At 41.2% G+C, this 15,742-nt stretch carries 14 protein-coding genes; 5 read left to right on the top strand and 9 right to left on the bottom strand.

Features of this window, described 5'->3' with window-relative positions:
* Positions 1-261: 261 nt before the first annotated feature.
* Entirely contained in the window at positions 262-882 is a 621-nt protein-coding gene (locus tag ACKPEB_RS22085; RefSeq protein ID WP_408967174.1) for a DedA family protein, read from the bottom strand.
* A gap of 504 nt (positions 883-1,386) precedes the next feature.
* On the opposite strand from ACKPEB_RS22085, the gene ACKPEB_RS22080 reads away from it, so the two are divergent.
* Entirely contained in the window at positions 1,387-1,731 is a 345-nt protein-coding gene (locus ACKPEB_RS22080; protein ID WP_408967173.1) for an STAS domain-containing protein, read from the top strand.
* Between the two features lie 258 nt (positions 1,732-1,989).
* Here ACKPEB_RS22080 and gatA read toward each other — a convergent pair whose 3' ends face one another.
* Entirely contained in the window at positions 1,990-3,450 is a 1,461-nt protein-coding gene (gatA, locus tag ACKPEB_RS22075) for an Asp-tRNA(Asn)/Glu-tRNA(Gln) amidotransferase subunit GatA (protein ID WP_408967172.1), read from the bottom strand.
* A 198-nt stretch (positions 3,451-3,648) separates the two neighbouring features.
* Between gatA and ACKPEB_RS22070 the strand changes: the two genes are divergently transcribed.
* The 3 genes from ACKPEB_RS22070 to ACKPEB_RS22060 all read left to right on the top strand — a co-directional run bounded on the left by ACKPEB_RS22070 (position 3,649) and on the right by ACKPEB_RS22060 (position 6,083).
* Entirely contained in the window at positions 3,649-4,116 is a 468-nt protein-coding gene (locus ACKPEB_RS22070) for a transposase (RefSeq protein WP_408967171.1), read from the top strand.
* A 166-nt stretch (positions 4,117-4,282) separates the two neighbouring features.
* The gene (locus ACKPEB_RS22065; RefSeq protein ID WP_408967170.1) at positions 4,283-4,915 is read left to right on the top strand and encodes a COP23 domain-containing protein; all 633 of its coding nucleotides are present in this window, start codon (positions 4,283-4,285) and stop codon (positions 4,913-4,915) included.
* A gap of 94 nt (positions 4,916-5,009) precedes the next feature.
* A complete protein-coding gene (locus ACKPEB_RS22060; protein WP_408967169.1) occupies positions 5,010-6,083 on the top strand; it encodes a serine protease in 1,074 nt (357 codons plus the stop codon).
* 86 nt (positions 6,084-6,169) lie between these two features.
* On the opposite strand, the gene ACKPEB_RS22055 is transcribed toward ACKPEB_RS22060, so the two are convergent.
* The gene (locus ACKPEB_RS22055) at positions 6,170-6,784 is read right to left on the bottom strand and encodes a cytochrome b/b6 domain-containing protein (protein ID WP_408967168.1); all 615 of its coding nucleotides are present in this window, start codon (positions 6,782-6,784) and stop codon (positions 6,170-6,172) included.
* A gap of 357 nt (positions 6,785-7,141) precedes the next feature.
* On the opposite strand from ACKPEB_RS22055, the gene ACKPEB_RS22050 reads away from it, so the two are divergent.
* Positions 7,142-8,317 (top strand): NAD(P)/FAD-dependent oxidoreductase, encoded by a 1,176-nt coding sequence (locus tag ACKPEB_RS22050; protein WP_408967167.1) that lies wholly within the window; start codon positions 7,142-7,144, stop codon positions 8,315-8,317.
* 184 nt (positions 8,318-8,501) lie between these two features.
* Here ACKPEB_RS22050 and hisA read toward each other — a convergent pair whose 3' ends face one another.
* The 6 genes from hisA to ACKPEB_RS22020 all read right to left on the bottom strand — a co-directional run bounded on the left by hisA (position 8,502) and on the right by ACKPEB_RS22020 (position 15,298).
* Positions 8,502-9,275, bottom strand: coding sequence for a 1-(5-phosphoribosyl)-5-[(5-phosphoribosylamino)methylideneamino]imidazole-4-carboxamide isomerase (gene hisA / locus ACKPEB_RS22045; RefSeq protein ID WP_408967166.1), 774 nt, complete (start codon positions 9,273-9,275; stop codon positions 8,502-8,504).
* A 96-nt stretch (positions 9,276-9,371) separates the two neighbouring features.
* Positions 9,372-9,761, bottom strand: coding sequence for a hypothetical protein (locus tag ACKPEB_RS22040; RefSeq protein ID WP_408967165.1), 390 nt, complete (start codon positions 9,759-9,761; stop codon positions 9,372-9,374).
* Positions 9,762-9,927: 166 nt separating this feature from the next.
* The gene (locus tag ACKPEB_RS22035) at positions 9,928-10,542 is read right to left on the bottom strand and encodes a hypothetical protein (protein ID WP_408967164.1); all 615 of its coding nucleotides are present in this window, start codon (positions 10,540-10,542) and stop codon (positions 9,928-9,930) included.
* A 176-nt stretch (positions 10,543-10,718) separates the two neighbouring features.
* The gene (locus ACKPEB_RS22030) at positions 10,719-11,852 is read right to left on the bottom strand and encodes a type II secretion system F family protein (protein ID WP_408967163.1); all 1,134 of its coding nucleotides are present in this window, start codon (positions 11,850-11,852) and stop codon (positions 10,719-10,721) included.
* A 225-nt stretch (positions 11,853-12,077) separates the two neighbouring features.
* Complete coding sequence (locus tag ACKPEB_RS22025; protein ID WP_408967162.1) at positions 12,078-13,181, bottom strand: type IV pilus twitching motility protein PilT; 1,104 nt, start codon at positions 13,179-13,181, stop codon at positions 12,078-12,080.
* 113 nt (positions 13,182-13,294) lie between these two features.
* A complete protein-coding gene (locus ACKPEB_RS22020; RefSeq protein ID WP_408967161.1) occupies positions 13,295-15,298 on the bottom strand; it encodes a GspE/PulE family protein in 2,004 nt (667 codons plus the stop codon).
* Between the last annotated feature and the right edge of the window lie 444 nt (positions 15,299-15,742).

Raw genomic sequence — 15,742 nt, 5'->3', positions numbered from 1 at the left:
TCATATGAAATCCTTAAATGTTTGCTACGCATCCGTCCCCTGTAGAGACTAAGCATGGCTAGTCTCTACAGATAATTAGAGAGTGCGTGAAGCCGTAAAAATTGCCCATTGCAAGAGTGCCGCTTCCCAATTCGTAATTCGTAATTCGTAATTCCCCATTGCCTTTTGTAGCATTCTTTTCAGGATTTCATATAAGGAGAGCAGGAGGTGCTGTCTTGTGAATCATCAACAGCCAACACCCATCCTACTGCTAACCCATCATTAGAGATGTTTGGCTTTGCGAGTTTCCAACCAAATGGGAATCACTAACCAAGCCACCACTAAAATTAAAGCGAGAACTGCAAATTGGGCGACCCAAGCTACTAATTTTTCTAAGGAAATAATATTCCCGACAAAATAAGATAAACTCACCATCACTGATGCCCAAACGGCTGCTCCCGCAGCATTACAAAGGAAAAATTGCCAATAGGGCATTTGAGCAATTCCGGCTAAGGGGCCAGCAAAAATGCGTAATAAAGCCACAAACCGACCTAAGAAAACAGCCCTGGCTGCATTTTGGCGGAATTGCTCTTTAACCTGATGCAGTTGTTCTTCCCGAATACGGAATAACTGACCCAGACGCAATAGCAATGGCCAACCGCCCCATTTTCCGAGCCAGTAGCCAAAATTATCGCCTAAAATCGCCCCAGCAATGGCACTACCGAGAACAAACCAATACTTCAATTCGCCACTCCCGGCCAAAAATCCACCCACGAGGGTAATTGTTTCTCCAGGGAGCGGAATGCCCGCATTTTCCAACGCTATTCCGATAAACACAGCCCAGTAGCCGTATTGATGAGCAATTTCTCGAATTGTTTCTAAGGATACAAACTCAAAAGACATTCAATGCTGCCTTTATATTTTTTTGCAAAGCTTTATACTTCTATATAATATCTTGACGTATTTTTCAGATTTATGTCAATCTCAGGTCAATTACTCCGGCCCGCTTACGCCCTCGGTCGGGTCTTGTCTCTGAACTCCATCTCAAGTCTAAGAACATTTGCAAGTTCTTAGCTTTGGCTTCATCGGTTGAATTTGACCCATCCTCAAGATTCCTAAACAGAATCTAAAATCGCTGTAATTCACTAGGTACTTGAATTAGGCTCAATAGGGTTTCTTAGTTTTAACAGGAACTTAGTTAAAATGGATTAAGGTTGATTTCATCCAAAATTGTAATAAATCCCTCTTGGGACAGACCAAAAATCCTAAATAGTCAGATTATGATTATTGCTTCATCTTAGTTTTTAAGCATGATGAATTTCAACTGTCTTAACCTGGGTCTAAATCATTCTTTTGTTAGATGAAAGGGTGAGGATCTACAGCTTGTACAAGTTAGGAGTGATCATAATGGAATGGCAAGAATGCAATGGATATGTTTGGCTTCAGCCGCAAACTCGTCTTGATTCTCAAGGAGGTTCTGTTCTGAAAGAACAATTACTTCAAATTCCCCTAGAACCCTACAAAATTTGGGTGATGAATCTGGGGGCTGTAGATTTTATGGATAGTTCAGGTTTAGGAGCCGTTGTGACCGCCGTTAAATTTGCTCGGAGCAAAGGATGCCGTTTGGTGATGTGTCAGCCATCTGCTACAGCCCGACTGATTTTTGAAATTACCCAACTGGATCGAGTCTTTGAAATTATCGAAAACATTGAGGAGATTTTCTCAAGCACTGAGGAGCTACTGTCGGCTTAGTTCGATGTTCAACTCGCTATTTATGACATTCTATTAACGAGATAATTCTGCTTTAATGCTCACGATTAATAATCGATTCAAAATGGGCAGTTAATGATCAATCATTAGCTGTTCATTTTTTAGGGTGGATGCGTTCAATTATTTTGAAGCAATAGGAGTGTGAAAATTAAGATCGGGTGGGGTGGTGGGTGCGCTGCGGTTACACACCCTACGATTATGATTTAAAAGGAAGGTAGGCAGAACCCACCTTCAGTTTAATTAAATTCCCTTGGGTTTGTAACTATTCCAAGCGGTTGCTTTTTCATAGGCATGGGCAACTTCTAATAATCGAGATTCCCCTAACGGTTTGCCTATTAATTGCATCCCAATAGGTAATCCTTGATCGTCAAACCCACAAGGAACACTAATTCCAGGTAAACCTGCTAAATTCACCGGAATAGTCATTAAATCCGATAAATACATACTCAACGGATCAGCCGTTTTTTCACCGGCTTTAAACGCCGTTGTTGGTGCAGTCGGACACACTAACACTTCCACTTGACTAAACGCGCGATCAAAATCTTCCTTAATTAACGTTCTCACCTTTTGCGCTTTCAAATAATAAGCGTCATAATATCCCGCCGATAAAACATAAGTTCCCACCATAATTCGGCGTTTAACTTCCGCCCCAAATCCTTGCGCCCTGGTTTTCTGATACATTTCAATTAAATTATCTGCATCAGGATGACGGAACCCATATTTCACCCCATCATAACGAGCTAAATTTGCTGACGCTTCTGAAGGAGCAATAATATAATAAGTCGGTAAACCATAGCGGAATCGAGGACAAGAAACAATCTGAATTTCTGCTCCTAATTCCTGTAAAACACCAATGGCTTTTGTAACTGTTTGTTCAACAACCGGATCTAATCCTTCCCCAAACGTTTCTTTAATTACCCCAATTTTAATTCCACTTTTGGCCTTCAAAGAAGGCTTTAGGGGTGAAACATAATCGGGAACCGGAAGGTTTAAACTGGTGGCATCTTTCGGATCATGACCTGCGATCGCTTGCAATAAAATCGCCACATCTTCCACACAACGTCCAAAGGGGCCAATTTGATCCAAGGATGACGCATAAGCAACTAACCCATACCGAGAAACGAGCCCATAGGTCGGTTTCAGCCCCACAACGCCACAGAAGGAGGCAGGTTGACGAATTGAACCCCCCGTATCCGAACCCAAGGAGACCACCGCTTCTTCGGCTGCAACAGCCGCGGCTGACCCTCCCGAAGACCCCCCCGGAACCCGTTGTAAGTCCCAAGGATTAGCAGTCAGTTGATAAGCGGAGTTTTCTGTTGAACTCCCCATGGCAAACTCATCGAGGTTGGTTTTTCCCACCATCACAGCCCCCGCCGCCGCAAGTTTCTGGGTGACCGTCGATTCATAGGGGGGGATAAAATTCTCTAAAATTTTGGAGCCACAGGTGGTGCGAATTCCCTCGGTACACATATTGTCTTTAATAGCGATGGGAATTCCCGCTAACATCCCAATTTCTTCTCCAGCCGCAATTTTGGCATCCACTTGACGCGCCTGTTCTAAGGCTCGATCTGCCGTCACACAGAGAAAACTCTTTAATTTGGGTTCGAGTTGTGCAATCCGATCCAATGCTTCCTGGGTAATCTCAACGGCGGAGCGTTCTTTGTTGATCAGTTGTTGGTGCAACTTACGGATGGATGCCATACTCTATGATTCCTTATGTTCTTAAATACCCATCTCTGAGTTTACCAGAGGAAGGGGAGGTCTGTGGAACAGGCATCTTGCCTGTAAATTAGCCTGTAAATTAGCCTGTAAATTAGCGCTCAAAATTCTCTCTTCGATCCGGAAACTCCTCAAAAGTTCGGATAGATTAACCAACTTTCAGTCATGCTTATCGGAGGAATGCCACCTAAAGCCCATTTAGAACCCCATCTGACCCTGGAAGACCTGAAAGTTCGTTATCGTCAAACACGAGATACGACAGAGGCCCGTCGATGGCACGTGCTTTACCTGGTTGGGGGAGGTTGGACGATTAAACAAGCGGCTGAAGTTGTGGGGTTAAATTACGATTACGCCAAGGAAATTATCCGGCGCTACAACCGCGAGGGGCCAAGTTCGATCAAGAACCGGAACCGAGAGCGCCAAGCTCCAATGGCGAAATCCCTCCTCACCGCACGACAGCAACAAGAACTTATGGAAGCGTTGCAAGGGCCTGCACCGGATGGTGGCTCTTGGTCTGGCCCGAAAGTCGCAGAATGGATTGCCCACAAAACAGGCCGTCGCCATGTTTGGCCCCAACGCGGTTGGGATTATCTCAAACGGTTAGGGGTGAAGTGGAAACATCCAACAACAACTGATGATTTTCAATAAAGTCAGGGATATTTTTTGAACAGAGGAAACAAAGAACAGGGAATAAAAGAGGAAAGACTTTACCCTTTTTGTTTCCTGTATCGGTCTTTGTTTTAATAGTATTTTCTTGATATTCCTGACTGGAGATCTTCTAAATTCTTGTATCAGTTCACGGGATGGAAAAAATATGAAAAACTCTATTGTCTTGAAAAGTTTACAAGTGAGTGTGCTGGTGTTTAGTTCGTTGGTTGCGTTAGCTCCTGCCAGTATCGGACGGGAGTTGCCGGAAAATAGTTCCTGTGATTTTGGCAATTGGAATCGTTGTGAACGGAACCGAGTTGAAATGCCTAATTATCAATATGCTGAAGGCGTTAGACAATTGTTTTATTGTGGAGTGAGTTCTGATGGAATTCCCACAACTTTTGTGAGAAATTCAAGAGGAACTTTTCCGGTAGTTCGTTGGGTTTCTCGCATTTTTGATGATGCGGGTTATGTTCCTGAAACTCGCTGTCGTCAAGTGTCTTCAAAATTTCAACAATTTTATGAAAGAGGACTTTTAAATTATGTGACAACCGGACGGGTTAATCAACAACCTGTGATCTGTGTTTCTAATCGTCAAGAAGGGTCATGTTTAGGTGTTTTATTTACGTTAAAACCAGAGCAAAATGCCCAGCGCACCTTACAACAATTATTTGATATTCGCTCTAATGCTAGTGCTGGCCCCTTAGAAGAAAGTCAAGGTCGATTTTATTTAGATCTGAATCAATATATTGAGGATCAAAAAAGCGTTTCTGCGACAGATGCGGTGAGATTAGATTAACTGGATATCAAAACCGGGTTTCTGAATAGAATCTCAAATTTTGACCCTGAAATTAAACACAGAAACCGGTTGTTTTCCCTTGGAAGTGAAAAGAATGGTTAATTCCCATAAAATTCATCAAAAACTTCAACTGATCAACAGTATTGGTCGTTATTTTATGACGTTACCAATACTGATTTTTTCGGGATCTTTTTTGAATTCTCCTTCTTTTGAGATTCGTTCTTCTAGTTCTAAAGTTTTTTCTCTAAAATCGAATTGTTGGGATACATCTTGTCAAGTTTGTACACCGAAACAACTTCAAAATATTGCTCAAAGGATTACAGTTAAAATTTTATCAGGTTCCGCCTGGGGGTCAGGAATTTTAATTCAAAAACAGGGAAGTCTTTACACGGTTTTAACCAATCAACATATTTTAACCCCCAGTGACCCACCCTATGCAATTCAAACCCCCGATGGTCAGATTTATTCGGGTTATCCTGTTTATAATTGGAAGTTTTCAGGACAAGATTTAGCTGTATTACAGTTTACCAGTGAAACTCGAATTTATGCGATCGCAACTCTACAACCCTCTCCCCAAATTCAACCGGGATATAAGGTATTTGGAGGCGGTTTTCCTGGGTTAGATCAATCACATTCTCCCAATACAATTGAGATTCAACATCAAATACAAAACCCTGCTAAATCTTCTATTTTATCTAAGCCATTTTCTTCTAAATTTTTACAACTCAATGACCCTGAATTTCTACCCAAGTTAGGCTTTCATTTAACAAGAGGTCGGATTTCTATCTTATCAGAAAAAGTCATTCAGAACGGGTATCAAATTGGTTATACAAATCCGATTCAAAAAGGCATGAGTGGGGGGCCATTATTAAATGCTCAAGGTAAAGTGATTGGTGTTAATGGAATGCACGCCTATCCCCTGTGGGGAGATCCTTATATTTATCAAGATGGTTCTTTACCCAGTCCAGAACTTCGAGAAAAAATGGTTCAATTAGCTTTTGCAATTCCTATTGAACAGGTAACAGGTTCCATTCCTGAACTCAAGCAACCTCAAGTTTCAGTAGAACTCAAATTATTAAATTCGATATTATATCAACCTTTCTCTGTATTCATTCATCCTCTAAATTATCCTAATTTTGAAGGCTTAAAACTTGATTCAGGTTGCTAAAATTTCTACGATATTATAAGATCAATAAAGTTTCTTGAAAAAATCGTTTTTTTCAGTCTCATAATTCTATATTGTTGTCAAATCATCTACATTTTTTGTTGAAATAACTGAGAAAACCAATCTCTGACATTTTTTAACCATAGTTTAGGATGATCTTGGGGTTTATACTTCGGATTAAACATTGAAATAATTAAGGGAATACCACCAACTTTCGCCACCATTAAAACATGAAGCAAGATGGAAAATAAAATAATTACCCAAGCGATTAAATGGACATAATACCACAGGTGATCGAATTCTCCATTGGGAAGCCAATTTTCTTGCTGAAACTTTCCTGAAATCACAGAGAATGCGGCTGCAATTAACGCTAAAGTATTGCTAATTCGGAGAAGACTATACCACCAAACCGGTTTATTAATTTCTGTTAAACTTTGGAAGGTATTTTTTTGAATTAGCCGTTTTCTACCTGCAATTAAACTATAAACCGCAAAAATAATATACGCAAACAAAACAAAGAACCCAAAGGTTCCATGAATATCAATGAATTGGCGGTTTTCTTGAGTTAATCCTAAACCACCAAAACGGCGATCATAACTGTCATAAACTAGAAATCCAGTGACTAAAGCACCTAAAATTAAAACAGCATTTAAAGCGTGGGAAAGTCTTAAAAATAAAGGTTGGTAGGGTTGTGATTGAGCCATTGTTCAATAATTGTTTGGGACGATTTTGGATAAATTATGAATCAATAATGAATCATAGTTTTACCCTAAAAGGTTGTTCAAGCTGCTGTGTATTATAAACGCTTTTACTTTGAAATTTCAATCTCAGTTATTTTTCTGATCAGACCCAACGGCTATTTTTAGACTAGGGACAGGAACTCTATGAGAACGAATACAAAGCTTCTTCCTGCTATTAAGTCCTAAGTGGGGTCAGGAGCCCATCCCAAGAACAGCATCTAAAAGATTCTAATATGAACCAATAATTGATAATTTTTATCAAATTTATTGTATAGTAGATTATGAGTCTGGTTACAATTTCACTACTACCACAGAGATTCCATGAACGCTTACGATTGGATTGTAGTTGGGTCTGGAATTACAGGTTCTGCACTCAGTTATGAGTTAGTCAAAAAAGGATTGAAGGTACTTGTATTAGACCCCAATCCAATATTAGATGGTGCAACTCGTTATAGTTATGGTGGTTTAGCTTATTGGTCAGGAACAACAGAACTGACTCGCACTTTATGTCAAGAAGGTCAGCAACGTCATCAAATTCTATCTGATGAGTTAAGCGTCAATACCCAATTTAGAGAACTTGATTTAATTTTAACTTTAAATCCTGATGCTGATCGGGAATTAATCGCCCAACAATATCAAGTTTTTGCGACACCTCCTGAGTTGATTACAATTCAAGAAGCTTGTGAATTAGAACCTTTATTAAATCCTCATGGAATTAGTGGAGCTTTTACAGTTCGTCATGGTCACGTTTCCCCAGAACATCTGAATAACGGCTATCTTCAAGGGTTTAAACGTTTAGGTGGAACCCAGATTTTTGATCAAGTATTGCAGATTTCTCCAATTCAGAATCAAGCCGTTCAAGTGACGACTCACTTAGATCAATATGAAGCTGAAAATGTCGCCATTTGTGCTGGGGGATTAACTCGCCAGTTATTAAAAAATGCCGGAATTTCACTCCCCATTTATTTTACTCATACTGAAGTTTTAGAAACCCCTCCCGTTGATTTAAAATTAAGAACCATTGTCATGTCAGCCGCGATGGAGCGCTTTCAACTTGAAGCTCAATCCACTCAACCCGAGTTAGAACCTTTATGGGAAAAACCCGGTCATGAGTTAACGCCATCTATTATTGATAGAAGTGCGGCACAGTTGTTAGATGGTCGCATTAGAATCGGTCAACCGTCCCGTACTTTTAGTGATATTAATGCTCAAGTGAACCTCCTTGAAAGTGAAACCTTTATTCGTCAGGAAATCGCTAAAATTCTACCTCCATTAGCCAATTTGCCTGCAACTTGCTATCATTGTTTAGTAGCTTTTAGTTCCGATAGTTTACCCTTGATTGGTTCTATTGCGGATTTTGATAAAATTCATATTTTTTCAGGGTTTAGTAATCCTTTAGTTTTTATTCCCCCCTTAGCTCAACGGTTTGCAAATTTTATCACAGGACAGCCCGATTTCATTATCCCCCAATTATCACCCTCACGTTTTAGCAAGTAGATCTTTTAGTCTTTGTTTAACACTTAGATTGTGAATGGGGACAAGGTTTTTGATTCTCAAAATCCTTAAATTCCCTTGAAGCAACTCAATATATAGCAACATTATTAACGACTCACTGGAAACAAGAACGGGTTAAAGCATTGCTGATATAAACCCGTTCTCTCCTAAGATTTTGACCTAAAAATTAAGCAAAAGTAGAGTTGCCAAAATCTAAGGGAACATCCTGCCATCGTCCCTGACCAACGGCTTGAATCGCTTCTTTTAAATTAATATCTCCGGTATAAAGAGCACGTCCAACAATAACATCAGTTACCCCTAAAGGTTCCAAAGATAATAAACTTAATAAATCCGTAATTGAACTAACTCCCCCAGAAGCAATCACGGGAATAGAAACCACATTGGCAATTTCTCGTAAAGCGTCAAGATTTGGCCCAATCAAAGTTCCATCTCGATGAATATCGGTATAAATAATCGTCACAACCCCTAATTGTGCCATTTGTTCCGCTAAATCAGTGGCTAAAACTTCCGAGGTTTCTAACCATCCTTTGGTCGCAACTTTGCCATTTCTGGCATCAATTCCCACCGCAATATGACCCGGAAATTCTGCACACAACTCTGCAACTAATTGAGGTTGTTCAACTGCAACCGTTCCTAAAATTGCCCGTTCTACACCTAAATTGAATAAAGTTGCTACATTGTCACGGGTGCGAAGTCCCCCACCCACTTGCACTGGAATATTAATGGTATTGGCGATCGCTTCAATCACATGATAATTAGTCGGTTGTCCAGTTTTTGCCCCATCTAAATCGACTAAATGCAACCGGGTTGCACCTTGTTCTACCCAATCTTGAGCAACCGCAATCGGATCATCATTAAACGTTTGAGCTTGGTTATAATCTCCTTGATATAACCGCACACAACGTCCGCCTAATAAATCAATCGCAGGGATAATATTCATTTCTATCAGTTATAATTCACAATATTCAGTTTCCCACAAATTAAAACCCGCGCTTTGCGGGTTTAGGTCTAGGGTGATAAAACTGTTAAATGGTAACTAAATTAATACGTTTTCTTTTTCAGAGGTTGCATCCGTTAGAGTCGGGTTTGAACTCACATCTAATACACCTCCGGGTGCTTCGGGATGTTCCATAAACGTTGCTTCTGTCGGAGCTTCAGCTTTTTGAGAGTGGCTTTTCAAGTAAAGGCTTCCCAGCCCCAATAATCCAACGGTTGAGAGAGTGAATCCAGCAATCATGCCATAATCCGGTTTAATCGGGAGAATTTTTGTCCACACTGAACCCGAATTAAAATTAGAATTCGTCAACAACCCATTAGACTTATATTTGCTAAAGGCACAGGGACTAGCTTCCGACGCCGGAGAGAACACAGCACTCATTGTTGCTGTAGCGAAGAGGCTCAAAAGTAAGGGTTTGAGTTTGTTCATAATGATTGCAATGTTGAGGACTTTAATTCGCTAATGATAGCAAGAGATTCTAAAATTGGCAGACCCCAACTTAATTTTTCATCAAAATGTGCTCATCTTGACCGATCAAGCGTCACATCCGATACCCCCAATCCAATCTCAACAATAAGTTTCGACTCGTCACTTGTTATCCCCATTCTCCACCAAATTCTTGATATTCTTCTAATTCAATTTCGTCGAGAGTTGGATATTCAGAAAGATCAATAATTTCGTCTAAAGAGTGAATAATAAAAGGTAAATTAGCCCCCATTAACCCTCGTTTAATCGATTCTGAGGTTTCGGGAAATAAAACAAATAAAGGGCAAATATCATCGGCTTCTTGAGAATCAATCTGTTTATAATGGTGAGGCATAATCCATTCATACTCTTGATCTAACCAAACTTGCGTTAAGCGCCACCGAGTTAATAAATCTGAAAATTCTTCTTGGGGACGATGAATAAAAATAAAAATTTCTGGCCCAATTTTAACTTTCCATTCAGGATCACACATTAAAATTCCAATATCACAAGGCAAACAAACCGCATCTCCAGCTTTAATACTAATTCCCTGCTGTCCTGAATAAGAAATCCCATGACGTAAACGCACAATGGGTAATGGAATGGGAATCAAACTATCATCAGAACGACGAATACTCGGAACCATTTCAAAATAAGGACGATGTTGCTTGAGTAAAGTAATGACCGCTTCCGAATTACTATATTCTGCTAACAACGCTTCATAATGGGATGTTTGAATAGACATAATCTTAATAAAAAATAATTTCAAATGAGTCGAGGAATAGAGAATATAGCAATTCCCGATGGGTTGTAATCACCTACATGACTAAAAGCATTATGGTAGAAGCCATTCGTAAATTGTCCCCTACCCCCAATTAAATAGGTCTGCTATCTCTATTCCTCATGTCCTCTTTGCAAGTTTTAACCCATTTTTTCAAACACTTTGAACATGGGTAGATACATGGATAATAAAATTGAACCGACAATACCAGCCACCATCACAATCATCAAAGGTTCTAACATACTGGTGAGCCCTTTTACGGCTTCTTCTACTTCTGTTTCATAGAACGCCCCCACCTTCATTAACATTTTATCTAATTCCCCAGATTCTTCTCCAATGGCAATCATTTGAATGGCAAGAGGTGGAAATACATTGCCTTCCTGTAAGGCTAAACTAATTAAACCTCCTTGTTGAATAGAATCTCTGGCATTATCAATCGCTAAAGCGATCGCAGCATTTCCAGCCACTTCTGATACAATTTCTAAAGAGTTCATAATCGGAACGCCAGAGCGAGTTAAACTCCCAAAAATGGTACAAAACCGAGCCACAGCAGAAATTTGAATCAAATTTCCAAAAATCGGTAACTTCAGAAATAGCTTATCAAAAAACATTCGTCCGGCTGGAGTTTTATAAGAAGTTTGATAAGCAAAAAATAGTCCGACTAAAGTTCCAATCACAATGGCTTGAGGAATCGGCGGCCAGGTTCTACAAAAAGCACTAATATTGAGCATAATCTGCGTAAACAGTGGCAGTTCTGCCCCAATTTCTGTAAACACCTTTGCAAAGGTCGGTAACAAGAAGGTTGTCATCCCAAAAAAGATAGCAATAGCAATAAATAACACAGTTTTGGGATAGGACATAGCCGACTTAATTTCAGCTTGGGTTTTGTGGTTTTTTTCCATCATCACCGCCAGCCTTTCTAACACTTCATCTAATACCCCCCCGGTTTCTCCAGCCGACACCATACTAATAAAAAGCTGATCAAAAATATCAGGAAATTTCCTCATCGCAACGGAAAGTTCCGTTCCCTCTTCCACATCAGCCCGAATGGAAGTTAAGGCATTTTTTAACTTGGCATTACTACATTGCTCGCTTAATACACTCAAACATCTCGCCATCGCAATTCCTGCGTTAAACATAGACGCAAACTGACGGGCAAAAATTGCCAAGTCTTTAACAGTAATACTTGCCAGAGCAATACTAATCGTTTCTTCAATTCGTTTGAAGTCAAACCCTCGGTTTCGGGCTTGACTCCGAACCACAGTCCCTGCCATAGATTTCTACCTCCAATCAATTATCAGTGATCAGTTATCAGTGATCCGTTTTTTAGCCTTGAGTTTGAGTTGTTAGTCTTTAGTCTTTAGCCTTCAATCTTGAGTGCTAGGGGCAAGTTCATTAACATAATTCGTGAATTCCTAAAAACATAAAAGAACCCGCCCACAGACAATTCAACTCTCAACTATCAACTCTTAACTCTTACACTGATAACTGATAACTGATTAAGCTTTGGCTTTTTGCCCCTTTGCGGCGGTCGGAGCCGGGCCAATTAAGCGTTCTAATTCATCGGGTTTAGAGGATTTACCCATCGCCGCTTCCCAAGTCACTTGACCCTCGGTATAGAGTCTGGCTAAGGCCATTTCCATGGTTTGCATTCCCAATTTTGCCCCCATTTGAATTTGAGAGTAAATTTGAGAAGTTTTTCCTTCCCGAATCAAGTTCGCCATAGCGGGAGTATTAACCATAATTTCAATTGCTGCCCGACGACCACTCGGAATCGCAGGAACTAAGTTTTGACTACACACCCCTACCAATGAACCGGATAACTGTGCTCGGATTTGGGGTTGTTGAATCGGGGGGAATACATCTAACATCCGGTCAACCGTCGCTGCTGCCGAGTTCGTGTGCAGCGTTCCAAACACTAAGTGACCCGTTTCCGCCGCAGAAATCGCTAGACCAATGGTTTCTAAGTCCCGCATTTCCCCCACCAGAATAATATCGGGATCTTCCCGCAAAGCCGCTTTCAAAGCGTTTCCAAAACTCTTGGTGTCTTCTCCCTTTTGCCGTTGGTGGAACAAACTTTTAATATTGGGAAACACATATTCAATCGGGTCTTCTACCGTGAGAATATGTTCAGCGCGAGTGCGGTTAATTAAGTCTAACAAGGCTGCCATGGTTGTGGTTTTACCGGAACCCGTTTGACCCGTGACCAACACCATCCCACGGGGGCGTTCGGTCATATCCCGAATCACTTGGGGAACCCCTAATTTATCGGCGTTGGGAATCTTCGACGCTAACGCCCGCAAACAAGCTGCCCAACATCCCCGTTCCCGATAGACATTCACCCGGAACCGAGCCAGTCCCCGTACTCCATAAGCACAATCTAATTCCCACTCCTGCTCTAATTGCTTACGCTGCATATTATTCAGCATTTGATAGATGAGAACTTGCACCTCTTCGGCTGATAGGGTTTCTCCAAATTGAGGCTGAGATGTGAGTTTCCCACTAATGCGGAAGAAGATAGGCGCACCCGCTTGAATATGAATATCAGAACCACCCTGTTCGACTAAAGACTCTAAAACGTCTTCAATCATTAATCCTGGCATAATGCTTCTCCTATCAAATCAGTAATCAGTTATCAGTTCAGTGTTCCCAAAGGGACGCTTTGAGAAAACAGGTGGGCTGTTGGCGATTAACCGTCAACAGTAAACCGTCAACCCTAATCGGTAAATCGTGGGGTCATACAATAAGGGCAGTCTAACCATTCTGGTTTTAATTCTGCTACGCAACTCTTACAGGTTAAGCCTTGTTTGCGTTTGGCTTTAAGTTCCGCTTCTAAACCCGAGTCGGTAAATGTTACCCGTTCTACTTCTTCAAAGGTGGTGTAACCTTCACGGACTAGCTGCAAACTATAAGCTAATAAGGTTTTCATCCCTTCTTCAACGGCGGCTTCCTTAATTTGTTCGGTAGGCGCGCCTTTGGTAATCAGAGTTTGCATTCGTTCTGTCACTTTTAGGAATTCATAGACCCCGACCCGACCTTTATAGCCAAGTCCACTACATTTTTTACAAAGTTGCCCTTGTTCAGACAAATGTTTGCGTTGTTCAACGGGAATTGTATTGGCTTTATAGAAGGTAATATTGACTTCTTGGGACGCTGACAACCCATAACGGCCTAATTCTTCGGGAGCAGGGGTATAAGGTAGTCGACACTCCCCACAAACCCGACGCATCAACCGTTGGGCGAGAATTCCTAATAAGGCGGCGGACACCATGAAGGGTTCTACCCCCATTTCATCTAAACGGGCAATGGCACCTGCTGCGTCGTTTGTGTGTAATGTGGTTAACACTAAGTGTCCGGTTAATGCCGCTTCAATCGCGGTTTTTGCTGTTTCTAAATCTCGTGTTTCTCCCACTAACAAAACATCGGGGTCTTGTCGTAAAAATGCTCGTAAAATATTAGCAAAGGTTAGGTTTTTCTCCCGAATCACCTGACATTGGGTGATTCCTGGTAACGCATATTCAATCGGATCTTCTGCCGTACTAATATTAATCCCAGGATCATTTCTTTCGGCTAAAACTGAATACAGAGAGGTAGATTTCCCAGAACCCGTTGGCCCTGTCACCAGAATTAATCCAAAGGGACGAGACGCAGTTTCCCGAACTAATGCTAAAGTTTCTTGATCGGTAATTAATTTATCTAACCCTAATTGGGTTGAAGAACTATCTAAAATCCGTAATACAATTTTTTCGCCATAACGACTGGGGAGACTATTGACTCGGAAGTCTACCGTCCGTCCTCGGAATTTCCTCCGAATCCGGCCATCTTGCGCTTGACGACGTTCGGCAATATCCATTTCCGCTAGAATTTTAAACCGGGAGGTAATGGCAGGAATCACCTTTTTGGGAAATGTATAATATTCCTGTAACACCCCATCTTTCCGCATCCGAATCCGCATTTCATGTTCTTGGGGTTCAACGTGAATATCTGATACTCCTTCGGAAAGGGCTTTGGCTAAAATCACGTTCACCGCTTTAATCACTGGGGCAGTTTCGGCCTGTTCGATTTCCTCCGATAAATCCATCCCCCCGGATTCATCACCGACTTCTTCCAGTTCTGTGCCTTCAAAGTCCCCGGCGGTAAATTCTAATTTCTCTTGTTCCCGGCGAGCGGCTTCGGCGGCTTTGCGTTTAACATCTTCATTACTATAAGTGGAAATAATTTGATCATAATCTTCCTGAGTAATGACCCGCCTTTGTAACTTTAACGCCTTGGGTCGAAGAATTTGGTTTCTCAACTCCTCCAACGCATTCAGGTTGTCGGGGTCAACCATTGCAATTAACACTGAAGACGGATCACTTTCTAAGGTGCGTAAAGGAATGAAGCGATGACGTTTACAGGTTTCTAAGGTGGTGTCCAGTGTATGAAGCATTTGCTCAAGTTCTTCATTGGACATCGGTTCAATCTCAGGATCATAGGCTTCCACCCCATGAAGGATGATCAGTTCAAATAACTGTTGTTTTTTATACTGACGTGCCAAGTCGGGAGGTAGAGGGCGACCCGTCATGGATTCCAAAACTTCAGTTAGGGGTTGACCTGAACGACTGGTTTTCAGGGCTTGCTGAAGTTGCTCTGGATTAATATAGCCTGATTGAATTAATTTGTTGCCAAAGGGAGTGGTACTTTGAACAACCAGGGCGCGTCTTTGGGATGTGTTCGTCATAGCTTAGAATTAAGATCTATGTATTTAAAGGTTCTGGCTCCAAGGTCAAGCCATTTTTATCTGCATCTTGTCACCCATCTAAAAGCAAGCTCATTCAACATCCAATCCCCAGATCAAGGATTGCTTCGGGTTTGGAGAGATGCTATCTGATCTGATGTGTCAATTTTCAACAACTCTTCCGGTTCTCAAATGCTCTGAATGGGGAAGAGATTGCGGGATGATTCATCTGTCTTTGATTCACGACAGCGATTCAACGATTCCTCCTGCGTTAATGCCAGACTCAACCCATCCCATCTCCTTGATTCCTCTACCTATGAAGGTGGACGAGCTATCTTGATGATAGCTTTTCTCTTGACCTTGAGGATGTATTTTAAGATATGATTTTGATTAAAATTTTTAAAGTAACGAAATGTCATGATGATTAATAGCGGGGTTGCTCCTCAT

It is taken from the genome of Planktothrix sp. (assembly GCF_046067725.1).
In the GTDB taxonomy this organism is placed as follows: domain Bacteria; phylum Cyanobacteriota; class Cyanobacteriia; order Cyanobacteriales; family Microcoleaceae; genus Planktothrix.
The sequence above is the reverse complement of the archived record's forward strand: the minus strand, read 5'-3'. Positions and strand labels throughout refer to the sequence as shown.